Here is a 24,160-nt window from a genome sequence, read left to right on the forward strand (position 1 = left end):
CGGGCGCGCAAATCTTCGGTTACCTGATCGGTAATGGTGCGGCGGGTAAAACGCGGTGATGCGGTCATTTTGGCTCTTTTTATCTGTCCTGTGCGGTATCGGGCCCGGCTTCATATCCCCAAACGTCACCGCCCCCTTTTTCTAGTCATACCGATGCGTTGGTTTAGGCGCAATACAATTGCAATCATGCCGCTACGGTATCAGGGGTTTGCCAATAGAAACCGGCCCCGACCAAACGCCTATTTCACTATAAATCCATGTGCGTAAGGATCACGATCATCGATGAAAATCGTATTGTAGCCATGCTTGCGTGCCCAGCCTTCGATCCCGGGTACCACCGCGTCATAGTCGTCGACTTTTGTCTGTTCGACGACGGTGACACGGAACTGCGACCCGATAATGCTTTCATGGACCAGCTCATGCGCCGGATCCCACTGCCCCTTGCCGACCAATTGTGCCAGACGCGCAGAAGAGCCGGTTCCACAGGGTGAACGGTCAATCCCCTTGTCGCCATAAAACACCGCATTGCGATGGGTGCTGTCAGGCTGGGTCGGCTTGCCGGTCCACTGTATATGTGACAGGCCCTTGATATCGGGGTGAAGAGGATGAACGAACTCGGCAATCTCGTTCAGACGGCGACGAAGTTCCGGGCTGACACGCTGAAAATCACCCACCGTGTAATCGGCCATATCGCGAAAGTTTTCCTGCGGTTCGACAATCGCATAGAAATTCCCGCCATAGGCGACATCCACCCTGATCGGGCCGAAATCGGGACAGTCGACCTCGATATCGGTTTTGTAAAGGAAGGATGGCACATTGGTCAGTTTGACCAATTCCACGTAATCGCCAACCTGTTTATATTCGGCAATCACAAGACCGGCCGGTGTTTCAAGGCGCAGCACGCCCGGGGTCTTGGGCTTTACCAGACCTTCCTCGATCGCCATGGTGACAGTTCCGATCGTGCCATGACCACACATCGGCAGGCAGCCGGATGTTTCGATAAACAGGATGGCAACGTCACAATCGTCGCGCGTCGGTTCATAAAGGATCGAGCCCGACATGATGTCATGGCCGCGCGGCTCGAACATCAACCCGGTCCTGATCCAGTCATATTCCGCCAGAAAATGCGCCCGTTTTTCGAGCATGTTTGCACCTTCAAGCTTTGGTCCGCCGCCTGCAACCACACGCACCGGATTGCCGCAGGTATGTCCATCAATACAGAAGAAGCTGTGTTTTGCCATTTGGTGCGGCCTTATCCTTGGAAACGATCAATACGATACGGGGTCATGTTAATGGGGGCAGTCGCATCACTCACCAAATCGGCAATAAGCAGTCCGGTGGTGGCCGCCATGGTCAGGCCAAGATGACCGTGACCGAATGCGAAGAAGACATTTTCATGTTTGGGGCTTGCCGAAATCACCGGTTTGGAATCCGGCATCGAGGGACGGAAGCCCATCCATTCGGTGCCGCCTTCGGCGCTGAGCTTCGGAAGAACTTCTTTGCCTTTGGCAAAAAGAGCCTTGGCGCGATTATAATTGGGGGCGGCAACCAGCCCGCCAAGTTCAACGGCACCACCCACACGAATGCCCGTTTCCATCGGGGTCAGAACAAAGCTGTCATCAGCACAAATGACCATGCGCGACAGCCTGACACCATTATAGGGCACTGTTGTATTATAGCCGCGCTCGGTATCAAGAGGCACAGAGGAGCCAAGTCGTTTGGCCAGCGTTTTTGACCATGCGCCACAAGCAATGACAATCTTGTCGAAGGTAATCTGATCGCCTTGTACCGTTATCACGGCACTCGGTTTGCCGTCGCGGTAAACGAAATCGGTAACCTCGGCATTCTGGAACTTCCCTCCACGTTCCAGAAAATGCTTGTAAAAGCCGGTAACAATTCGGAACGGGTCAAGAACCCGACCCCAGTCCTCCTCCATCACGCCGCAGGCGAAGATTGGGGCAAGATCAGGCTCAATATCCATGACCTCGTCCTTGGTTAGGTCACGAATTTTGACACCATTACGACGGCGAAGATCAATTCCATATTCGGCATCGCGGCGTGTTTTCTCGCTGCGATAAACACCCATGGCACCTTCTTTTTTAAATACCGCATCGGAAAGACCTGTTTCTGCGATCACCGGATCGTAATCTTGCCAGGCCCGGTTAAGAATAGCGGCAAGTTCGCTCGCAATCTGCTCCACCCGGCTTTTCGAACTGGCAGCCAGAAAACGGATCAGCCAGGGCATCATTTTAGGCAAATAGGACCAGCGCACCGAAAGTGGCCCCAATGGGTCCATAAGCCAGCCGGGCACATTTGCCCAAACACCCGGCATGGCGATCGGCGCACATTCCGTAACCGCAATTCCGCCAGCGTTGCCAAAAGATGCTCCCATCCCCGGCTCCGCGCGATCGACAATCGTGACGTCATAGCCCTGCTTCAAAAGAGCCAAACCAACATTGACGCCAATGATCCCTGCACCAACGACAACAACATGCTGGCTTGCCTGCGCGGAAGATTGTGAAGCAGAAGAAGGTTTTGGCATATTCTGGAGCCCTGCCTTTTGGTGTGCGCTTTTATCTTTGTTTTTCGTCTGGTATCAGATGGCAGCAAACTCCCCTGCGAAAATCGGAGGAGAGTTCGCTGTTGCCATCAAATCAGACACAGATGCAATCACGCCTTGCGGCGTCGGATGCAATGAATGCGTTGATTGCAAACCGAATTAAAGTTTCGGGCGTGTATCGATGGCTTTCTGGATCGTTGCGCGGATACGCTCCATTTCCTCGCCAACCAGCGGCAGACGCGGAGCACGGACATGGGCCTTGCCCACGCCGGTCATTTCCTGTGCCAGTTTAATATACTGAACAAGCTTGGCATGAACATCCATGTGCAGGACCGGGGTAAACCAGCGATAGATTTCAAGAGCTTCCTTGTATTTTCCTTCGGAAAGCAGTTTCCAGAGTGCTACCGATTCCTGCGGGAAGGCGTCGGTAAAACCGGAAATCCAGCCAACAGCCCCCAGAACCTGGGTTTCCATGACAAGGTCATCCATGCCGCAGAACAGAACGAAACGATCACCACAGGCATTATAGATGTCGGTAATACGACGCGGATCGCCTGAGCTTTCCTTGATCGCGACCAGGTTTTTCACATCGGCAAGCTGGTTGAATTCTTCCGGCTTGATATCGATGCGATAGGCACCCGGGTTGTTATAGATCATGATCGGAAGCTTGGTCTTGGCTGCGACCGAACGGAAATGCTCGATATTTTCGCGCGGATCGGCGGTATAGATCATGCCCGGCAGAAGCATCAGGCCGTCAGCACCAAGTTCCTCGCATTTCTGAACATAGCGAATTGCAGCCTGGGTCGAGTTTTCAGCAACACCCGACAAAACCGGAATACGGCCATTGGTAACTTCAACAGCAAGCTTCAGCACCGCGATTTTTTCTTCCGGCTCAAGGGCTGCGTTCTCGCCAACCGATCCCAGCATGACGAGGCCGTCAACACCGGCCTTGATCAATGCTTCAATCTGGTGAGCGGTCATATCGTAATCGATTGAACCATCTTTATTCATCTGGGTGGCAACGGCAGGGAATACGCCAGTCCAGTTTACCTGCATGGAAAGTAACCTCCTGATTTGGTCGCATGCCCCATTATCGGGTCAGACCGTTTGATCACCAAAACCCGTATATTTACAGGCCCTGGCTGCATTAATGCATATTGTATACAAAAAATGAAATCTGATAGCAATGGAGAATTTCAGAAAATAAAAAGGTCCCGATATACGGGACCCTTCCTATAATTCGAAGCGGTTGTTCTTTTAGGGGCTTGGCATTAAACGAATACGCGTTCCGCGAATAATGCCGTTAGCCTAAGCAGATATAATATCAAGCGTTTTTCGAATGACCACGGCGTCACAAAGCTCCTGTTCGACCAAGATGCGTGCATTCCGCCCCAACGCCTCGCGCTTTGTATCATCTTCCATCAGGTCTTCAATCGCCTGCGCCAAAGCCCCAGCATCGCGCAGCGGAACCAGAAATCCTGTCTGGTTATGCTTGACGATTTCGCGGCAGCCGGGAACATCTGATGCCACCATCGCCAAACCACTGGCAGCCGCTTCCAGCAGAGATTTAGGCAAGCCTTCACGCCATGAAGGCAAAACAGCAAGATCAGACTGTCTAAGTAAATCGGCGATGTCGCTTCGTTTACCAAGCCATTCCAACAATCCATCCTGTTGCCATTTCACAAGACTTTCCATATCAGCGGAATCTGGATTTGCCGGGTCAATATCCCCGACCAAAAGCACACGGTAACTGAATCCCCTGTCTTTCAGTATACCTGCAGCTTCAACCAGTTCAGCCAGCCCCTTGGACCATAACATCCGGGCGACAAAGATTGCTGTTTTACGCTCATCATGTCTTCTCTCTGGCTTTCCCGGACAGAATTGTCTGATATCTACACCTGAGCCGCGCACAAGCGAGAGACGCTTCTGACTAAACCCAAGCCCGCGCATCAACTCAAAGTCATCGGAATTCTGGACAATGACATGGATCGACGGCCACCGGGCATATGCGCGCATCAACATCGAAACCACCGAGCGAACGAGGCGCGCCTTTGCTCCATTTGACACAAACATGAAACCAAGTCCGGTTACCATGTTTACCGAACGACGTACGCCGACCAATAGCCCTGCCAATGCAGACAAAACAACACATTGAATTGCGACATTTATGACAATATCCGGTCGTTCGCGCCGGATCAGACATGCGAGTGCTTTAATCGTCTTCAATGATTTTATTGGACTGAGTCCACCACGAGCAATCGGCACATCAACAACACGGAAGCCCTCGGCCCGGAGTTTCACCGCAGCTTCATTAGCATTACATGCGACGATCACCTCGTCACCCCTCACAAGTGCAGCACGCCCCAAACCGAGACGATGAGAAACAAAGGACCAATCCTCTCCACAAACGAACATCAATTTACGTCTGCGCTGCATTGTCACCGCTTTTTTCATGCTGCCGTTTCCGTGATTATGACATCGGCTTTGCTAAACGCCTGCCCAAGTTCCGTCAATGACGGATCGACCTGCACAAACCGATATGATTTAATTCCTGTATTATATTTCATCCATAACGTGCATCGGGACGGTATTATGACGGATATGCGGGCATTGTTGCGATTTCCCGGTGAAAGACGGATTGCTGTTACCGATTGTCCCGTTCCCGCCCTGTTGCCCGGCACCATCATGGTCCGTACCGAAATATCCGTCATCAGCACAGGCACCGAAAGACAGCAGGCAGACGAAACCAAAGCATCCCTTATACGCAAGGCATGGCAACGGCCGGATTTGGTAGCATTGACCATTGAAAAGTTTCGCCGTGACGGGGCATTGGCAACGATCAATGCTGTAAAGGGGCGGCTCGGCAGGCCGATGGCAACCGGATATGCCAGTTGCGGGATCGTTGTGGCGATGGCCAAGGATGTCACTGAATTTGATATCGGGCAGCGTGTTGCCTGTGCTGGTTTGGGCCATGCAAACCATGCCGAATACAATATTGTTCCGCGCAACCTGGCCTGCCCTGTCCCGGATGCAGTTAGCAGCGAAAAAGGCGCCTTTGCCACCCTTTACGCCATTGCCCTGCATGCCGTTCGGCAAGGCGAGCTTGTTATTGGGCATAGGGTTGCGGTGATCGGATGCGGTCTGATTGGCCAGTTGGTGACCCAAACGGCAATTGCGGCTGGTGCAATTGTAACCGCGATAGAACCTGCGCCGGAACGCCGGGAGATGGCGATGGCAGGCGGAGCCAGCAACTCGTATGCGGAAATCCGGAACGCGCCAGCAGATCAATTTGATGCTGTTTTGATTTGCACCAGCGGCAATGAAACCAGCACCATAATTGAAGCTGCGGCGCGACTTTGCCGGGATCGCGGCATCATTGTCTGTGTCGGAGACATCACCCCGAAGGCATCCCGGAACATTCTATATCGCAAGGAAATCACGATACGGCAGGTGCGATCCTATGGCCCGGGCCGATATGACCCGAACTACGAGCAATTAGGACAGGATTACCCTGTAGGCCACGTGCGCTGGACCGTGAAACGTAACATGCAAGCGGCCCTTGCCCTTCTTGAAAGCGGCAAACTGAACCCGACCCCGCTTGTTTCGCAACAGATTGATCTGGAAGATGCCGCCGACTTTCTTGGCTCCCCGCCAATGATGGCAACCGTCATCCGGTATCAGAATGTCGATAACCGCCCCAAAGCATATAAACCGGCAGCGCAGATCAATGCCGCCAGCAACAGCACAATCGGGATCGGATTGATCGGTGCCGGGAATTATATGGTCAGTACCTTGCTGCCGCGACTAAGACGACAAGAGAACATCACAATCAAGGCCGTCGTTTCGCAGTCCGGCCTCTCGGCCCTTGCGATTAGGCGTCAATTTCCCGATGCGACCGCACTCTCCGCTGCCGAAGACATTCTTGCGAGTCCGGATATCGACACGGTTTTCATTGCCACCCGCCATGACAGTCATGCCGACCTTGCCTGCAAGGCATTGAATGCAGGGAAACATGTCTGGCTGGAAAAACCGCTTTGCGTCAGCCGGGAACAGCTTGAAGCCCTGAGGAAAGTTGCGAAACAAAATAGCCCGCAAATCTTCATGGTCGGGCATAACAGGCGCTTCACCCCCATGGCGGCAATGCTGAAAAAGCATCTGCCAAAAGGTAAAATACAATTTCGCTATCAGGTTCGTTCTGCTCCTATCCCCACCGACCACTGGCTTAACCGACAGGGACAGGGCGGTCGAACAATCGGCGAAATCAGCCATTTCATCGATCTGATTTCAACACTTGCCGAAACTGAACTGCTCAGATTGCAATGCGACTGGATTGACCGCGAAGCCGGAGACAGCATTTGGCATCTGACCTTCGCCGACGGATCGCGCGGCGAAGTTTCCTATCTGCTTGCCGCCCGAAGGAATACGCCAAAGGAAGTTCTGGAAGTATCTGCACCGGGCTTTGCCGCAATCATGAACGATTGGCGAAAACTGGTGATAAATGGCACGACAATCCTGCGAAAACCACTATTCGCCAGCCCGGACAAGGGCCATGACGATGCCATTGCCGCCTTCCTCGATACAATTAAGTCAGGAATCCACGATCCTCGCATCCCCGGTATCGACGCAGAAATACATCTGATGGATCAGATCCTTGGTGCCGCGAGTGGTGATAATCAATACGGACCGGCGTAAAGCACAATAAGCGGCAGTGTGATCACACTAATCAGCGTTGTAATCAGGATCGTGGTCGAAGAACGGTCGATACAGACATTATAGCTGCCGGCAATGATTGCCACATTGGCTCCGGCGGGAAGGGCCGCAATCAGCACCACAATTGTCAGCCACAGCAGCTGCAGATCGAAAACAAAATGCGCAACCAGGAACACCAGAACAGGCTGCACGAACATTTTTGCAACCGTGCACAACATGCTTGCAGACATATTGCCGCGAACCGACTGACCATAAAGCCCGGCCCCGACCAGCAACAATGCAATCGTCGGGCCCGCGGTCCGGAAACGTTCCAACGTTCCATCAATCATTTCGGGCAATCGAAGATCAATCAGGGACGCCAGCACACCCAGAATAATCGCAACAATAATCGGATTACGCAGCACCCTAGCCACACTGCCAGCGACGTTTGGTAACCAATGCCCACCGCTGGAACGCGAACCTTCAACGATCATCACAGTCAATCCCAGCAAAGTCAGCGGATGGATCGACAGGATAATCAGAAGCGGCACAAGCCCTTCTTCACCGTATACAGCCTGAACCAGTGGGATGCCGAGCAACACAATATTGGAAAAAACCCCACCCATTGCGGTGATTGCCGCCTCGTCCGTTCTGGCCTTCAGCCATGCACGCGCAACCATAAACACCAGAACAAAGTTAAGCAGGGCTCCGGCATAATAACTGCCCCATAAACGTAAGTCGAAATGTGCGCTGATGTCGGATTGCGACAGGGTTTGAAACAGCATTGCCGGGATAAAGGCGCTCATCGCAAGGCGGGCAAGGAACGGGATACCCTCGCGGCTGATGACGCGAAACCGGGTCAAAAGATAACCGCACAGGATCGTCAAAAAAACAGGTCCGACTTTTCCAACGATCAGATCAAGCATCTTTTCCCCCAGCCGCCTGATGACGGCCCCAAAAGGTCGCGCCAGCAATCAATAGCAGCAGTTCCATGAAAGTACGGGGAACATCCCGCAAAAAGAAAGGATGGTACCGCACGGTACCGTCCCGATCTTACAAAGCAATTACGGCAATGACCAGCCTGTAAAACCGGCTGATGCAGCCCTGCCGGATCAACCCTGATCCGTCATCACCCGTTTGACCGCGTTTTTCCATCCCGCCAAAAGATGATTGCGACGCCCCCCTTCAAGTTCCGGTTTGAATTCCGCGTCCATGTGCCAGTTTTCGGCAATATGGCCGAGATCGCGATAGATACCCGCCTGCAACCCCGCAAGATAGGCCGCACCAAGCGCCGTCGTTTCCGTCACCACCGGGCGCTGAACCGGAATATCAAGAATGTCGGACAGATACTGGCACAGCCAGTCATTGGCGACCATACCACCGTCAACCCGAACGGCTTTGGGTGAAACACCGTCTGCGGCCATGGCTTCGAACAGATCAAAGGTCTGATAACAAACGCTTTCAAGTGCAGCACGGACGAATTCGCGCGGACCGGTATCGCGGGTCAGCCCGAAAATGGCACCGCGCGCATCCGGATCCCAATAAGGTGCGCCAAGTCCGGTAAAGGCCGGGACAAGATAAACCCCGTGATTGTCATCAAGCGATTTGGCCAACCCTTCGCTTTCGGCGGCCGACTTGATGATGCCAAGTCCGTCGCGTAACCACTGCACCGCCGCCCCGGCAACAAAGATCGCCCCTTCGATGGCATAACTGGTTTTGCCGTTCAAACGATAACCGACCGTGGTCAGCAAACGGTGCTGCGAGGTCACGGCCTCGTCCCCGGTATTGAGAATCACAAAGCAACCTGTGCCATAGGTACTTTTGATGTCGCCGGGTTCAAAGCAGCACTGACCAAATGCGGCAGCTTGCTGGTCGCCTGCCATACCAAGCACCGGGATTTCACGCCCAAACAGTTCCGCATCGACCATACCGAAATCGGCGGCACAATCCTTGACTTCCGGCAACATGGATTTGGGGACGCGGAATATCTCGCAAAGCCGTTCATCCCACGCATTGTCACGAATATTAAAAAGATTGGTCCGCGCCGCATTGGTCGCGTCGGTCGCATGCGACCTGCCCCCGGTCAAACGCCACAGCAGGAATGAATCGACTGTACCAAAGGCCAGATCGCCCTGTTCGGCGCGGGCCCGTGCACCGGTTACATGATCAAGTATCCACGCAACCTTCGTCGCCGAAAAATAAGGGTCGATCAAAAGCCCGCTTCGATTATTCACATCCGTTTCGAGTTCCAGATCGCGCCGTTTCAGATCATGGCAAAGTGCGGCGGTACGTCGATCCTGCCAGACGATGGCATTATAAACCGCCTTCCCGGTTTTACGATCCCAGACCACCGTGGTTTCACGCTGGTTGGTGATGCCAATCGCCGCGACATTGGCAGTATCGACCCGTGATAGGGCTTCGCGACAAACGGCGACAACTGTATCCCAAAGGTCTTCTGGATCATGTTCGACCCAGCCGCTGTTGGGGAAATGCTGTGGGAACTCCTGCTGCGCGACGGCCACAGATCTGCCATTGGCATCGAAAACGATGGCGCGTGAACTGGTGGTTCCCTGATCAATCGCCAGAATGTAGCGTGTATCGGTCATTTCTGTTTCCTCCCAAGCCGACAGTTGGTCTGCCGTACCCTCACAGCCCTTTGCGGCACCTGATTGTCACCGCGCATTCGGCTGGTTCAACTGATTTTGCGTTTCTATTTAGAAAAAAATCGCACCAAAAAACAATTCGTTTTCGAAAATTTTATCAGATTTTTTGCCAGCCCCCTATCCTGTTTGGCAACAGGTTCGCCAAAATGATATAGAAGACAATACCTTACCACACGCCAACCCGGTTTGAGCATTCATCAGGAAAAACGCAGCAATGATCATCGATCTGGTCTATGGCACCCGCCCCAACCTGATCAAGGCTGCGGCCCTTTATCTGGCATGGCAGGAAAAACGTGACGATCTGCCCTTTATCCTGCGCCTGATAGATACCGGCCAACATTGGGATCCGGCCCTTTCCGAAGGCTTGCGTCTTTCGCTTGGTTTGCCTGTCCCTGAAATCCGACTTGGAATCGGGCAACCGGGAAATAGCCGGCACACGCTTGTTCAGAATGCCGATGATGCTTATTGCCGGATGCTCGGCCAATCACCGGCACAAGGGACAATTGTCATTGGCGATGTTAACGGCTCTTTGGGTGTCGCCCGCGCGGCAAAAAGGAACTCCACTTACCTGATCCATCTGGAAGCCGGGTTGCGTGGCGGGTTTGATGCCGTTGCCGAAGAAGCCAACCGGACAGAAATTGACGGCCTTTCCGATATGCACTGGGCTCCGGATAAGGCCGCAGCCGACAACCTGCACAAAGAAGGCATTAAGGCAAAAGGCATCCACAATGTCGGTAATATCGTAATTGATGCGATGATTCGCTTCGGCGGATCAACAACGGCAATCTGGTCTTCATCGGCGCAAACGGGTCCGGTTCTGCTAACGCTGCATCGGGCGGAAAATATCGATAATCTTGTTCGGCTGTCTTCGATAATCGATGCCATTATCGACCTTGCCCACGAAACCCCGATCATCTGGCCACTTCACCCGCGTGCGCAAGGCGCCTTTGCACAAAGCGGCTTTGGGCGTCGCATCCGTGATGCCGGAAACATCAAGATCGTAGCGCCGATGCTCTATCCCGATTTTCTGGCGGCTCTTGTTGCCGCACGCTATGTGATAACAGATTCCGGCGGAATAATTGATGAATGCGCCTGGCTCGGCAAGGTGGGATGCATTTTGCGACCGACCACGGAACGCGCGACTGCACTTGAAGCGTCCGCGCTGGAACTTTGCGAACCGGCAGATCTGGTCCAAACCGCCACCAACCTTACGAACAGAACAGCTCCACTAGTTCCTTTCCGGCCTGCCGGTTGGGACGGCAAGACGGCTAACCGAATGCTTGATACGCTGGCTGCTCTTAACCGGTAAAGTTTTCCGAGAAATCGCGGCACGGGATTTGCAGCCTGCGATCCCATGATTTCGTTTTACCGGCATTATTTTCCCATGGAGGATCGGGATGGCGATATATGACACCCTGATGAGCATCAGCAACATCGCATCCAGTGCGAAAAGCACCTATGCGGCGGCAAAAACCATTGCCTCGAACAGTCAGCCCCTGCCCGAAGAGGACAAGGAAAAAAATGCCGACATCGCCTACATCAAGGAACACGGTTTCACGACCTATGTGAAGGAACTTGAAGAGCGCAAGATCGAAGAGATGCGCCGCAAGATCCTGCAATCGATGGGCCTTGATGAGGAAAGCCTAGCAAAGATGGGCGCAACCGAACGTCAGGCCATCGAAAAAACGATTGCTGATGCGATCGAGGAAAAGCTGAATGGTGCGACACTTGCCAACAAGCAGAACAATGGTGAAGAAACACCGTCAGAACGACGTGATCGCATGCAGGCCGAAATTGCCTTCAACCCAAATATGTTCGATGTTTTCACAGCCCTTCAGTCTGAACTTTCGGATGGCTCGGTCCAGTCGATCACAGCCGATGACGAGAAAAAGCAGGATAACGCAGCATAACGTTGCGATTTCATGCAGAAACAAAAGGCGCTGTCGAAGTGACAGCGCCTTTTTCGTTTCGGAAATCCGAAAATGCCTTAATCATCGATGCCTGCCATGCAGACATATTTGACTTCAAGGTAATCCTCGACCCCGTATTTCGAACCTTCGCGGCCGATGCCTGACTGCTTGTAGCCGCCAAACGGGGCAACTTCGGTCGCAATCACACCTGCATTGACGCCGACCAGACCGGTTTCAAGGCCTTCGGCAAGTTTCCAGATACGGCTGATGTCACGCGAATAGAAGTACGATGCCAGGCCGAACTCGGAATCGTTGGCCATTTCAAGCACTTCATCATCACTGTGGAAGCGAATCAGCGGTGCCATCGGACCGAAAGTTTCCTCGCGGAAGACCAGCATGTCGCGGTTGGCATCGGCAATCACGGTCGGTTCGAAGAAACTGCCGCCCTTTGCGTGGCGCTTGCCACCGGTCAAAACCCGACCGCCCTTGGAAAGCGCATCGGCAATCTGGTTTTCGACTTTCTCGACAGCCTTTTCCGTAATCAGCGGACCAAGAACAACGCCTTCTTCGGTGCCATCGCCCACTTTCATTGCCGATGCCTTCGCAGCGTATTTTTCGGCAAATTCGTCATAGACGGCGTCATGAACAAAGATACGGTTGGCACAAACACAGGTCTGGCCGCTATTGCGGTATTTCGAAGCAATCGCCCCTTCGACCGCAGCATCGACATCTGCGTCCTCGCAAACGATGAACGGCGCATTACCGCCAAGCTCAAGACTGATTTTCTTGACAGTGTCGGCGCACTGACGCATCAGCAAACGGCCAACTGCGGTCGAACCGGTAAAGGTCAGTTTGCGTACAATCGGGTTTTCGGTCATTTCGGCACCGATGGTTTTGGCGTTCCCGGTCACAATTGACAAAAGCCCCTTGGGCAAACCGGCGCGTTCGGCAAGGATCGCCATCGCAAGGGCAGAATACGGGGTTTCCATCGCTGGTTTGACAACCATCGCACAGCCAACGGCCAATGCCGGTGCGGCCTTGCGGGTGATCATCGCGGTCGGGAAGTTCCAGGGTGTGATCGCGGCACAAACCCCAACCGGTTCTTTCAAAACGACAACACGGCGCCCCGGTGCGAAGGTCGGAATGACGTCACCATAGATGCGCTTGCCTTCTTCGGCGAACCATTGCAGGAAGGACGAGGCATAAGCAATTTCACCGCGCGATTCTGCAAGCGGCTTACCCTGTTCGGCCGTCATCAGGCGCGCCAGATCTTCCTGATTTTCCATCATCAGGTCGTACCATTTCATCAGAATGGCCGACCGTTCCTTGGCCGTGCGTTTCTTCCACTGCTTTTGCGCCTTTTCGGCAACTTCAATCGCGTGGGCAACTGCATCACGACCCAGAACCGGCACCGTGCCAAGCACTTCGCCCGTCGCAGGATTGGTAACCTGTTCAGTTTTGCCGTCTGGGGCGTCAACCCATTCACCGCCGATATAAGCCTGCTGAGTGAACAAGGACGGGTCTTTTAGAGAAACCATGGGAATGCCTCCGGAATTTTGCTTTGGGATCGAAGCATGAAAGTCATGACCATCATCTAGTTCGATCCGTGGTGGTTGCCACATCTTCGCAAGGAAAAAGCCCATTTGGCAATCGCAAACACCTTGCGTGCAATGCTTTGCAACAAGATTGCGTCTGGTTTCTGATATGGCGCGTTTTTTCGCAGAACCAGCCGATAAACGGTTGTTTTCCCCATCCACCCCACTCGGCTAAGGCAAGTTTCGCATGATTTAAGGCCGCAATCTTATGCCTTGGGGGAACAGATGGCTGCATTCATTTTTTTCGGTTTCAAACGATTCTGGTCAATTTCCCGGAGCAAATCGGTTCGAGCTGATCATTCAGCCGGAAACAAAATAAATCTGTCAGCCACAAAGAACCCATATATTACAACCCATTATAACCCTGCATCCTTATTTCGTTATCGAAAATTAAAATTCTTCATAATTTTCGCTTGCAATTATTTTGGGTGGTTCGTAACGTTTTTGAAAGAACAGAATGACAGTTGAGAACATCTGTCACAAATCAGAGCAATCAGGGAGGAAGCGGTTGCTCAATTCAGAAACATACGACATTGCCATCATTGGCGGTGGCATCAATGGCGCAGGCATTGCGCGTGATGCATCCGGCCGTGGCCTCAAGGTCTTTCTTTGCGAAAAGAACGACCTTGCAAGTGCGACTTCATCGGCCAGCACAAAGCTGATCCATGGCGGGTTGCGTTATCTTGAGCATTACGAATTCCGCCTTGTGCGTGAGGCCCTGATCGAGCGCGAAGTGCTTTTGAACGCCGCCCCGCACATTATCTGGCCTCTTCGTTTCGTTCTGCCCCATGTCAAAGGATTGCGTCCGGCCTGGATGATCCGGCTGGGCCTGTTCCTGTATGATCACCTTGGCGGCCGTGAAAAACTTCCCGGTTCGGAAGGTATCCGCCTGAAGCAGCATGTCGCCGGTGCGCCGCTGATTGCCGGCATGGAAAAGGCTTTCGTCTATTCCGATTGTTGGGTGCAGGATGCCCGTCTTGTCGTCCTTAACGCGATGGATGCACGTAATCGCGGTGCAGACATCCGGGTCGGAACCGAATGTGTTGCCGCCAGACGCGAGGGCGATCTGTGGTCTGTCACCGTTCGGGACAATGCCGGCGAACACACAGTCAAAGCTAGGTCACTGGTCAATGCCGCCGGTCCTTGGTGTGCGGAAATCCTTGAAAAACGTGTCGAAGCCAAAAAGAAACAGGGCATTCGCATGGTTCAGGGCAGCCACATCGTGGTGCCAAAGCTGTTTGACCATGATTACTGCTATATTTTCCAGAATCCGGATGGCCGTATCGTTTTTGCCATCCCCTACGAACAGGATTTCACCCTGATCGGCACCACGGACCGCGATTATAAAGGCGATCCGTCAAAGGTTGCGATCAGCGCAGATGAAATCAGCTATCTGTGCGAACTCGCCAATACCTATTTCGCGCATAAAATCTCGCCAACCGATGTCGTCTGGTCCTATTCCGGCGTTCGTCCGCTTTACGGCGACGGCTCCGAAGATGCATCCCAGGTCACGCGCGACTATGTTCTTGAAATTGATAATGGCGACAAGGGTGCACCGCTTCTGAACATTTATGGCGGCAAAATCACCACCTATCGCAAGCTAGCTGAATCAGCGATGAGCAAACTTTCCCCCTATCTCGGGATTGCAGATGATCGCTGGACCGATAGCGTCGCCCTTCCGGGCGGCGACATGCCAAATGGCGATTTCGAAAGCTATCTTGCTGCAATGCAAAAGAAATTTCCGTGGATTCCGGCGGCTCAACTCTACCGCTACGTGCGAAACTACGGCACACTGACCCTCACCATCATTGGCGATGCATCAGACCTTTCCGGGCTGGGTACGCATCTTGGCGATGATATTTACGAATGCGAACTGCGCTATCTGGCGGATCAGGAATGGGCACGTACTGCCGATGACGTATTGTGGCGCCGATCCAAACTCGGCCTGCATCTGTCAAAGGATGCCCAGACCGCCATTGCGCAATGGTTTGCGACTGAAACCAAATCGAATAACGCCGTGAAAACGGGCGAAGGAACAAATGTGAAATGACCCTTACGCTTGAAAACATAACCAAGACCGTGGGAGGAGAAACCCACATCGACGACGTGTCGATGTCGCTGGAGCCGGGATCATTTAACGTCCTTCTCGGGCGGACCCTGGCGGGCAAAACGACGCTGATGCGCATTATGGCAGGTCTTGAACCACCAACCAGCGGGCGCATCCTCGTCAATGGCAACGATGTCACCGGCATGCCCGTTCAGAAACGCAACGTCGCGATGGTCTATCAGCAGTTCATCAATTATCCGTCGATGAGCGTCTATGACAATATCGCGTCCCCCTTGAAATTGCAGGGTGTCGACGCGGCTGAAGTCGAACGTCGCGTAAAATCCACCGCCGAACTGATGCATATCGAACATCTGCTTGATCGTCTGCCGCAGGAACTTTCGGGCGGTCAGCAACAGCGCACTGCGATGGCGCGCGCCATGGTCAAGGATTGCACCCTGCTTCTGCTTGACGAGCCGCTGGTCAACCTTGACTACAAACTGCGCGAAGAACTGCGTGAGGAAATCCCGAACCTTCTGGCGGAACGTGACACCATTGTCGTTTACGCCACCACCGAGCCGATGGAAGCCCTTTTGCTGGGTGGTAAATGTGCGGTGATGCATGAAGGCCGCGTCACCCAGTTTGGCCCGACCACGCAGGTTTATCACAATCCGGCCTTTGTCGAGACCGGCCTGATCTTTTCCGATCCGCCGATTAATCTCGTCAAGGCCGAGGTCCGTGATAGTGCTCTCTATCTGGCAAGCGGCCATCAGGTCCCGCTGAGCGGCCATCTTTCAGCCCTTACCGATGGACAATACACCATCGGGGTTCGCGCCAATCACCTGTCGGTCGATCAGACCAGTGCCGAATGCGTTGCGATGCAGGGCCAGGTTGAACTGGCTGAAATCACCGGCTCGGAAACCTTTGTCCATGTTCATTTCAACGACGTTTCCTGGGTGATTCAGGAAGAAGGTGTGCACAACCCGCGGCTTGGCGAGGCGGCCACCTTCTATGTCGACCCCAAACGTCTGTTTGCCTATGACGCCAATGATCGCCTTGTGGCGGCACCGCCTGTTGAAATTCAAAACGGCAAGGCCGCCTGAGGTTGGAGAACTAAAATGGCACGTATCGATCTTAAAAGCCTTGCGCATTCATACTTCCCCGAACCGAAAGGGGACGAGGATTACGCCCTTCGCCGCATGGAACATGTCTGGGAAGATGGCGGGGCTTATGCCCTTCTTGGCCCGTCGGGCTGCGGCAAGACGACTTTGCTTAACATCATTTCCGGCCTTCTGACCCCGTCCGAGGGACAGGTCCTGTTTGATGGCAAGGACGTCACCAAACTGGCCCCCGAAGAACGCAATATCGCGCAGGTTTTCCAATTCCCGGTCATTTACGACACCATGACCGTTTACGAAAACCTTGCCTTTCCGCTGCGTAACCGCGGTGTTGATCCCAAACGGGTTGATGAACGGGTGCGAGAAATTGCCGGAATGCTCGACCTGACCGGCAAGCTGAAACAAAAAGCGCGTGGTCTGGGTGCGGATGAAAAGCAGACGATCTCGCTTGGCCGCGGATTGGTCCGCGACGATGTTTCGGCAATCCTGTTTGACGAACCGCTAACCGTGATCGACCCGCATCTGAAATGGGTCCTGCGCCGCAAGCTCAAGGAAATTCACAACAAACTGCGCCCGACCATGGTCTATGTGACCCATGACCAGGTCGAAGCCCTGACATTTGCCGATAAGGTCGTTGTCATGTATGGCGGCAAGGTCGTGCAGCTTGGTACCCCGCAGGAACTGTTTGAAAATCCGGCCCATACCTTTGTCGGCTACTTCATCGGAAGCCCGGGCATGAATATCATGCCGTGTAATATCGATGCCGGTGCGGCCTGGATTGATGGCAAACGCATCGCACTTTCGGATCGCCACATGGAAGCCGTTTCCAAGGCATCCGGGCAGATTGAACTTGGCATCCGTCCCGAATTCCTGCGCATCGAAACCGACAGCGGTTCCGAAGGCGATAACGGGATCGAGGTCAATATCGTCAAGGTCGAAGACCTCGGCCAATACAAGATCGCAACCACCCGGTTCGGCTCGTCCGAAATGAAGGTCAAGGTCAGCGAAGATCAGCAGATCACCGGCCAAAGCGGCATCCTCCGGTTCGCACCGGAATGGACCAAGCTTTACGCCGACAGCCAGCTGGTCGCATGAGGGGGATGGGGAAATGAACAAGATTACCAACAATAAGGCATGGTTCCTCGTCCTGCCGGTCTTCTTTATCGTCGCAATCAGCGCAATCATTCCGCTGATGACGGTTGTGAACTATTCGGTGCAGGATATTTTCGATCCGCAAACCCGTTTCTTTGTCGGGGCGGACTGGTTCCGTCAGGTCCTTGAAGACAGCCGCCTGCATGATGCCCTGATCCGTCAGATCATCTATACCGGCAGCGTGCTGTTCATTGAAATTCCTCTGGGAATCGGCATAGCTTTAACGCTGCCACGCAAAGGTTGGGGCGTTTCGGCCTGCATGGTTCTTCTGGCTTTGCCGTTGCTTATTCCATGGAACGTGGTCGGCACCATCTGGCAGATTTTTGGTCGTGCCGATATCGGTCTTGGCGGTTATGCACTCAACATGATCGGCATGGACTATAATTACAGCCAGAACCCGATGGATGCCTGGGTGACCGTTCTTGTCATGGATGTGTGGCACTGGACTAGCCTGATTGTCCTTCTGTGCTATGCCGGTCTTCGTTCGATCCCGGATGCCTATTATCAGGCTGCCAAGATCGATGGTGCGTCGAACTGGGCCGTGTTCCGGTTTATCCAGCTTCCGAAAATGCAGTCGGTCCTCGTGATCGGTGTTCTGCTGCGCTTTATGGACAGCTTCATGATCTATACCGAGCCTTTCGTGCTTACGGGCGGCGGGCCAGGTACGGCTACCACATTCCTCAGCCAGTTTTTGGTCACGATTGCTGTGGGTCAGTTCGACCTTGGTCCGGCTGCGGCATTCTCGCTGATTTACTTCCTGATCATTCTATTGGTTTGCTGGGTTTTCTATACCGTCGTGATGAACGCCGGAAAGCGGGAGGAACAATAAAATGCGGTTCCAGAAACGTCATATCGCACTTCTTCTTTATATCGTGTTCCTGTTGCTGCCGATCTATTGGTTGTTCAACATGTCGATCAAGACCAATTCGGAAATCCTGGGCGCAATGACCCTGTTCCCGGATAATCCGACACTGGCGAACTATGCGACCATCCTGACCGATCCGGCATGGTATTCAGGCTATATCAACTCGATGATCTATGTCGGGATCAACGTTGTGATCTCGCTTCTGGTTGCCCTGCCCGCGGCATATGCTTTTTCCCGCTATAACTTCACGGGTGACAAGCATCTGTTCTTCTGGCTTCTGACCAACCGCATGGCACCGCCTGCCGTGTTCCTGCTGCCGTTTTTCCAGCTTTATTCAAGTGTCGGCCTGTTCGACACCCATATCGCTGTGGCGCTTGCACATTGCCTGTTCAACGTGCCGCTGGCGGTCTGGATCCTCGAAGGTTTCATGTCGGGTATTCCAAAGGAAATCGACGAAACCGCCTATATCGACGGTTATTCCTTCCCGCGCTTCTTCACCACGATATTCATTCCGCTGATCCGTTCGGGCATCGGTGTGACGGCCTTCTTCTGCTTCATGTTCAGCTGGGTTGAACTGTTGCTGGCACGCACCCTGACGTCGGTCGATGCCAAACCGATCGTGGCCACCATGACCCGTACCGTATCGGCGTCGGGGCTTGATTGGGGTGTTCTGGCGGCTGCGGGAGTTCTGACAATCGTGCCTGGCGCGTTGGTGATCTGGTTCGTTCGCAACTACATCGCCAAGGGCTTCGCGATGGGTCGTGTGTAATCGGAAAACAGGAAGGAATAAAACAATGACTTGGATGGCCTGGACCCCGATTACCGCCGTGTTCTTTTCCTGCATCATCCTGATGCTGATCGGAATGGGAATATGGCAGGCAGTCTCGCCGACTGTTCCACGCCGGGGCTTTTTACCCCTGACGACAACCCGCGGGGATCGCCTTTTCATCGGTTTGCTTGGTGCAGCCTATATCCATCTTGGCTTTATGGCATTTAGCGATGCCGCCATCTGGATCGCATCAATCGTTGCCCTTTTCTGGCTCATCATCGTGATGCGCTGGGGCTGAATAATCCGGAGCGGTGCCGTGTCCTGCAACGGTGCCGTTCCTGTCGTCATTCACCACGACGGGTACTGTCTTCCCCCATCGCTGGTGAACCGGATTTTTCCGGAAGTGCAATGGAAGACAACCAGGGAGGAACGACATGATCGTCAAAGCCAAAGGCTCCTCTGCCATTATTAAAGGCAGTGCAGTTGCGGTCGCACTCGGTCTTGCAGTCTTTGCCAATCCGGCAGCAGCAGACCAGTACACCGACGCGGCAAAAAAATGGATCGATAGCGAATTCCAGCCGTCGAGCCTTGATAAAGATGCCCAGATGGCCGAACTCGAATGGTTCATCAAGGCAGCCGAGCCGTTCCGCGGCATGGAAATCAACGTGGTGTCCGAAACCATCACCACGCACGAATATGAATCAAAGGTTCTGGCCAAAGCCTTCTCGGAAATCACCGGGATCAAGCTGACCCATGACCTGATCGGTGAAGGCGACGTGATCGAAAAACTGCAGACCCAAATGCAGTCCGGTCGTAATATTTATGACGCCTACATCAATGACTCCGACCTGATCGGCACGCATTCGCGTTACGATGCGGTCGTTCCGCTGACCGACTTCATGGCCGGCGAAGGCAAGGACGTTACCTCGCCGACACTCGACCTTGAAGACTTCATCGGCCTGTCCTTCACCACCGGTCCGGATGGCAAACTTTATCAGCTTCCCGACCAGCAGTTCGCGAACCTTTACTGGTTCCGTTATGACTGGTTCCAGCGTGAAGACCTGCAGAAGCAGTTCAAGGACAAATACGGCTATGACCTGGGTGTTCCGGTCAACTGGTCGGCCTACGAAGACATCGCCGAATTCTTCACCAATGACGTGAAAGAAATCGACGGTAAAAAAGTCTATGGTCACATGGACTACGGCAAAAAAGACCCGTCCCTGGGTTGGCGCTTCACTGACGCGTGGCTTTCGATGGCTGGCGCTGGTGACAAGGGCATCCCGAACGGTCTTCCGGTTGATGAATGGGGTATTCGCGTTGAAGGCTGCGCACCTGCAGGTTCCAGCGTCACCCGTGGTGGTGCGGCAAACGGCCCGGCGGCTGTTTACGCTCTGACCAAATACATCGACTGGCTCAAAGCCTATGCCCCGCCAGAAGCAGCCGGCATGACCTTTGGCGAAGCCGGCCCGGTTCCGGCACAGGGTCAGATCGCCCAGCAGATCTTCTGGTACACCGCCTTCACCGCCGACATGGCGAAAAAAGGCACCCCGGTTGTGAATGAAGATGGCACGCCGAAATGGCGTATGGCACCTTCGCCGCACGGCCCGTACTGGGAAGAAGGCATGAAGCTCGGCTATCAGGACGTGGGTTCCTGGACTCTCATGAAGTCCACCCCGCCGGAACGCCGTCAGGCAGCATGGCTGTACGCACAGTTCGTGACCTCGAAAACAACCTCGCTGAAAAAGACCCTGACCGGTCTGACCCCGATCCGTCAGTCTGACCTGGATACCCAGGCCATGAGTGACATCGCGCCGAACTGGGGCGGTCTGGTTGAATTCTATCGTTCCCCGGCCCGCGTCCAGTGGTCGCCGACCGGTACCAACGTTCCGGATTACCCGAAACTGGCTCAGCTCTGGTGGCAGAACGTTGCCGAAGCTGTAACCGGCGAACGGACCCCGCAGGAAGCCATGGATAACCTTGCAACGGCGATGGACCGCGTTCTGGAACGTCTTGAACGTGCAGGCATCGGTGGCGAATGCGCACCGAAACTGAACGAGGAACAGGATGCACAGTACTGGTTCGACCAGCCCGGTGCTCCGAAGCCGAAACTTGATAACGAAAAACCGCAGGGTGAGACCGTCAAATACGACGATCTGATCGCGGAATGGAGTGCGGCCCAGAAATAATCCTGGCCACACAACTGGGGGTGCCGGGGATGATCTATCATCCCCGGCCGTCCCGCCGATTTTTCCGACAGCTTATTTGTTCATACCGATTTCAAAGCACGATCCAGCTTTATGGATCGATAAAAAACCGGGACATCTGGCAAACCGGATGCAAGACCCCGTAAGGGGAATGTCTGGCTCATGGCGGGCAAGACAGGGAGGAAACAGTGAATACCGCGATTAAAAAACGTCGCGCTGGCCTTGGCATTCAAGGCCGGCTCATGGCTTCTTTTGCCCTGATTCTGGTACTGGCCGGTATTTCATCGGTGGTTTCCTGGATCTCGTTTGGCAACAGTCGGGCACTTGTCGCCGACATCACCACCGACAGCCTGCCTTCAATCATCCGGCAGATGGAACTTGCCATGGATGGTGTCGGACTGGCGGCTCAGGCACCGGTTCTGGCCACATCCCGCAATGCCGATGAACTGGCTGAAGCTGAGGCACGCCTTGATGCCCTGATCAGTGATGCCCGCACCCGCCTTGGCGAAATTGCCGTAACCAATCCGGAACCCCTGATGCTGCCCGTCGCCGCGGCGGATGCCGAAGCTGACGCAACTGCAGGTAACACCGAAATACCGGATCAGAATCCTGATCAAGCGGAGGAGCAGACCGGGGAGCCGACACAAACCGTTGCCGTCGATGCGATTGAAACCCTGACTGCACAGCTTGACGATATTGTTGCCCGCCGCAATACGCTTCATGAATTGACCATGCAGCGGCTTGAACTTGAAAGGCAGCGTGGTGAACTGACTCTTGATATGGTCTTTGCCTATAGCGACCTTTCGGAATTCATCAATCCGCTGGTCGAGGTTGTCGATATCGATGTATCGCGCGGCATATCGCGTATTGCCGGGGGCAATAGCGATGCAGCGGGCGAACTTGAAGAAACCATCAAATTTTCCCAGCTAATTTCGGAAATCCGCTCCAATGTGAACCTTGCATTCGGCATGCTGACCGCGGCCATCGCCGTGCCAGAAGGCGATGCCATGGACGAAGTCCGCAATCAGTGGAGCTGGGCGGAACTTCGCATTTCGGACGCACTGGAAAAACTACCTGATAACAATGATGGCACCCAGATCAAAAAACTGGCCGAGGCATTGATGGTTTATGGTGCTGGCAAAGACAGCGTTTTTGATCTGCGTGAAACCGAATGGGATAATCAGTACAAAACCGAGCAAACCCTTGAAGCGACCCTGACCAGCGCCGAAGCGCTGAGCGCATCCATCGAACAACTGGTCGATGCCAAACGTCTTGAGGTCGATAACAGTGCAGCGAATGCCCTGTCGCAGGTGGTTCGCGATCAGCAGGTGATTGCCCTGATCGGTATTGCGGTTCTGGTGATCTCGCTTCTGATCCTGATTTTCTATGTCCGGGGTAACCTGATCAAACGCCTGCTCCGCGTAATTGACGGCATGCGCCGTGTGGCGAATGGCGATCTTTCGACCGAGGTTCGCGATACCGGTCGCGATGAAATCGGTCGCATGGCCGAAATTCTCGGCCAGTTCCGCGAAACCAGCCTTGCCGCCCAGCGGGCCGAGGAAAATGTCGCCCGCGAACGCGAAATCGCCGAAACCGAACGTCGCCGCGCCATGCTGGAACTGGCCGACGCGTTCGAGGCATCGGTGATGCAGGTCGCAAAGGATGTGTCACGCGAAGCCGAAAACATCCAGACAACATCCAATCAGGTGCGTGAACAGGCAGAAATCGCATCTAGCAATGCCACCGGCGTTGCCGGTGCGTCCGAGGAAATATCGATCAATATGGCGTCCGTTTCCGAGGCGGCGCAATCGCTGTCCGAACGCGTGCGTGATACCGGCCTTCGTGCCCAGCAGTCGGTGAATGCCGCGACCAACGCAGTCGATGCTGCCCGTCAAACCAGCGACACCATGCACGAACTTGAAACCGGTGCCCAGGAAATCGGTGAAATCCTTAACCTTATTCAGGATATCGCCGCCCAAACGAACCTTTTGGCCCTGAATGCAACGATCGAGGCCGCCCGTGCAGGCGACGCGGGCAAAGGCTTTGCCGTCGTGGCACAAGAGGTCAAAAACCTTGCCAATCAGACCGGCACGGCAACCGACCGGATTGCCCAGCGCATCACCGGTATCCAGACAACAACCGGTGTCGCGGTACAGGCCATCGCCACCATCCGCGACAGCATCACCGGCATTCACGAAACGGTCGGCGAAATGTCGGCGGCCGTCGACGAACAGCAGGAATTTGTCGCCGAAATCGCCAGCAACGTCGAACAATCCGCCATCGCCGCCAGCGAAATGAATGCAACGATTGCACAGGTCAGCACCGCCGCAGGCGACAATCTGCAGGCCGTCGATGGCCTGCGTCAAGCAACAGATCGCCTGCGTCATCAATCGGACGACCTCGGGAAACGCGTGCGCGACTTCCTTGACTCCATCCGATCCGAGCAAACGGCAGCAACACGATAGCAAGGCAATGAAACCATCAATGAAGCCTCCCTCCCGTGAGCGCACCTATCCGGGGCCCGATAAGGATGCCCTTCCCCCGAACGTCACGGTCGGGTCCCGGAATTTTTTCGTCCAGTTTCATTAGCC

19 protein-coding genes (1 of these 19 cut by a window edge) are annotated in these 24,160 nt (G+C 54.1%); 11 read left to right on the forward strand and 8 right to left on the reverse strand.

Annotated elements, in window-relative coordinates; translation table 11 throughout:
* From R1T41_RS00900 to R1T41_RS00920, 5 genes are all read right to left on the reverse strand, one after another.
* Window positions 1–68, reverse strand: partial view of a GntR family transcriptional regulator gene (locus R1T41_RS00900; RefSeq protein ID WP_317339288.1) — the 5' end (the start) only. Its footprint begins 619 nt before the window's first position; the window shows 68 of its 687 coding nt (coding positions 1–68); it begins with the start codon at window positions 66–68; its stop codon lies beyond the left edge, outside the window.
* A 171-nt stretch (window positions 69–239) separates the two neighbouring features.
* Window positions 240–1,241 carry a 4-hydroxyproline epimerase gene (locus R1T41_RS00905; protein WP_317339290.1) on the reverse strand — a complete coding sequence of 334 codons (1,002 nt, stop codon included), beginning with the start codon at window positions 1,239–1,241 and terminating at the stop codon, window positions 240–242.
* Window positions 1,242–1,252: 11 nt separating this feature from the next.
* Window positions 1,253–2,542, reverse strand: coding sequence for an FAD-binding oxidoreductase (locus R1T41_RS00910; protein ID WP_317339293.1), 1,290 nt, complete (start codon window positions 2,540–2,542; stop codon window positions 1,253–1,255).
* A gap of 177 nt (window positions 2,543–2,719) precedes the next feature.
* Complete coding sequence (locus R1T41_RS00915; RefSeq protein ID WP_317339295.1) at window positions 2,720–3,616, reverse strand: dihydrodipicolinate synthase family protein; 897 nt, start codon at window positions 3,614–3,616, stop codon at window positions 2,720–2,722.
* 252 nt (window positions 3,617–3,868) lie between these two features.
* Complete coding sequence (locus tag R1T41_RS00920; protein ID WP_317339297.1) at window positions 3,869–5,014, reverse strand: glycosyltransferase family 4 protein; 1,146 nt, start codon at window positions 5,012–5,014, stop codon at window positions 3,869–3,871.
* A 138-nt stretch (window positions 5,015–5,152) separates the two neighbouring features.
* Here R1T41_RS00920 and R1T41_RS00925 point away from each other — a divergent pair, with 138 nt between their 5' ends.
* A complete protein-coding gene (locus R1T41_RS00925) occupies window positions 5,153–7,252 on the forward strand; it encodes a bi-domain-containing oxidoreductase (protein WP_317339300.1) in 2,100 nt (699 codons plus the stop codon).
* Here R1T41_RS00925 and R1T41_RS00930 read toward each other — a convergent pair.
* Together R1T41_RS00930 and glpK are read right to left on the reverse strand one after the other, a co-directional pair.
* Entirely contained in the window at window positions 7,234–8,175 is a 942-nt protein-coding gene (locus R1T41_RS00930; protein ID WP_317339302.1) for an AEC family transporter, read from the reverse strand. The two genes, R1T41_RS00925 and R1T41_RS00930, sit on opposite strands and share 19 nt — an antisense overlap.
* A 186-nt stretch (window positions 8,176–8,361) precedes the next feature.
* Window positions 8,362–9,855: a glycerol kinase GlpK gene (gene glpK / locus R1T41_RS00935; protein WP_317339304.1), complete on the reverse strand. Its 1,494-nt coding sequence runs from the start codon at window positions 9,853–9,855 to the stop codon at window positions 8,362–8,364.
* A gap of 271 nt (window positions 9,856–10,126) precedes the next feature.
* Between glpK and R1T41_RS00940 the strand changes: the two genes are divergently transcribed.
* Both R1T41_RS00940 and R1T41_RS00945 read left to right on the forward strand, forming a co-directional pair.
* Window positions 10,127–11,221: a UDP-N-acetyl glucosamine 2-epimerase gene (locus R1T41_RS00940; RefSeq protein ID WP_317339306.1), complete on the forward strand. Its 1,095-nt coding sequence runs from the start codon at window positions 10,127–10,129 to the stop codon at window positions 11,219–11,221.
* A gap of 88 nt (window positions 11,222–11,309) precedes the next feature.
* A complete protein-coding gene (locus tag R1T41_RS00945) occupies window positions 11,310–11,822 on the forward strand; it encodes a hypothetical protein (protein WP_062950875.1) in 513 nt (170 codons plus the stop codon).
* Window positions 11,823–11,899: 77 nt separating this feature from the next.
* Here R1T41_RS00945 and R1T41_RS00950 read toward each other — a convergent pair whose 3' ends face one another.
* Window positions 11,900–13,360 (reverse strand): NAD-dependent succinate-semialdehyde dehydrogenase, encoded by a 1,461-nt coding sequence (locus R1T41_RS00950; protein WP_317339310.1) that lies wholly within the window; start codon window positions 13,358–13,360, stop codon window positions 11,900–11,902.
* A 565-nt stretch (window positions 13,361–13,925) separates the two neighbouring features.
* Between R1T41_RS00950 and glpD the strand changes: the two genes are divergently transcribed.
* The 8 genes from glpD (at window position 13,926) to R1T41_RS00990 (ending at window position 24,034) form a co-directional block, all read left to right on the forward strand.
* On the forward strand, window positions 13,926–15,467 hold the full coding sequence (gene glpD / locus R1T41_RS00955; RefSeq protein ID WP_317339312.1) for a glycerol-3-phosphate dehydrogenase: 1,542 nt from the start codon (window positions 13,926–13,928) through the stop codon (window positions 15,465–15,467).
* Entirely contained in the window at window positions 15,464–16,564 is a 1,101-nt protein-coding gene (locus R1T41_RS00960; RefSeq protein WP_317339313.1) for an ABC transporter ATP-binding protein, read from the forward strand. Before glpD ends, R1T41_RS00960 begins: the two co-directional genes overlap by 4 nt.
* 15 nt (window positions 16,565–16,579) lie before the next feature.
* On the forward strand, window positions 16,580–17,674 hold the full coding sequence (locus R1T41_RS00965) for an ABC transporter ATP-binding protein (RefSeq protein ID WP_062950867.1): 1,095 nt from the start codon (window positions 16,580–16,582) through the stop codon (window positions 17,672–17,674).
* A gap of 13 nt (window positions 17,675–17,687) precedes the next feature.
* Window positions 17,688–18,560 (forward strand): carbohydrate ABC transporter permease, encoded by an 873-nt coding sequence (locus R1T41_RS00970; RefSeq protein ID WP_062950865.1) that lies wholly within the window; start codon window positions 17,688–17,690, stop codon window positions 18,558–18,560.
* Between the two features lies 1 nt (window position 18,561).
* Window positions 18,562–19,365 (forward strand): carbohydrate ABC transporter permease, encoded by an 804-nt coding sequence (locus R1T41_RS00975; RefSeq protein WP_007091527.1) that lies wholly within the window; start codon window positions 18,562–18,564, stop codon window positions 19,363–19,365.
* Between the two features lie 25 nt (window positions 19,366–19,390).
* On the forward strand, window positions 19,391–19,663 hold the full coding sequence (locus tag R1T41_RS00980) for a DUF2160 domain-containing protein (protein WP_062950857.1): 273 nt from the start codon (window positions 19,391–19,393) through the stop codon (window positions 19,661–19,663).
* 136 nt (window positions 19,664–19,799) lie between these two features.
* The gene (locus R1T41_RS00985) at window positions 19,800–21,551 is read left to right on the forward strand and encodes an ABC transporter substrate-binding protein (RefSeq protein ID WP_097053690.1); all 1,752 of its coding nucleotides are present in this window, start codon (window positions 19,800–19,802) and stop codon (window positions 21,549–21,551) included.
* Between the two features lie 260 nt (window positions 21,552–21,811).
* A complete protein-coding gene (locus R1T41_RS00990; RefSeq protein ID WP_317339319.1) occupies window positions 21,812–24,034 on the forward strand; it encodes a methyl-accepting chemotaxis protein in 2,223 nt (740 codons plus the stop codon).
* Window positions 24,035–24,160 lie beyond the last annotated feature (126 nt).

Origin of the sequence: Thalassospira lucentensis, assembly GCF_032921865.1 — a bacterium.
Taxonomy (GTDB): Bacteria; Pseudomonadota; Alphaproteobacteria; order Rhodospirillales; family Thalassospiraceae; genus Thalassospira; species Thalassospira lucentensis_A.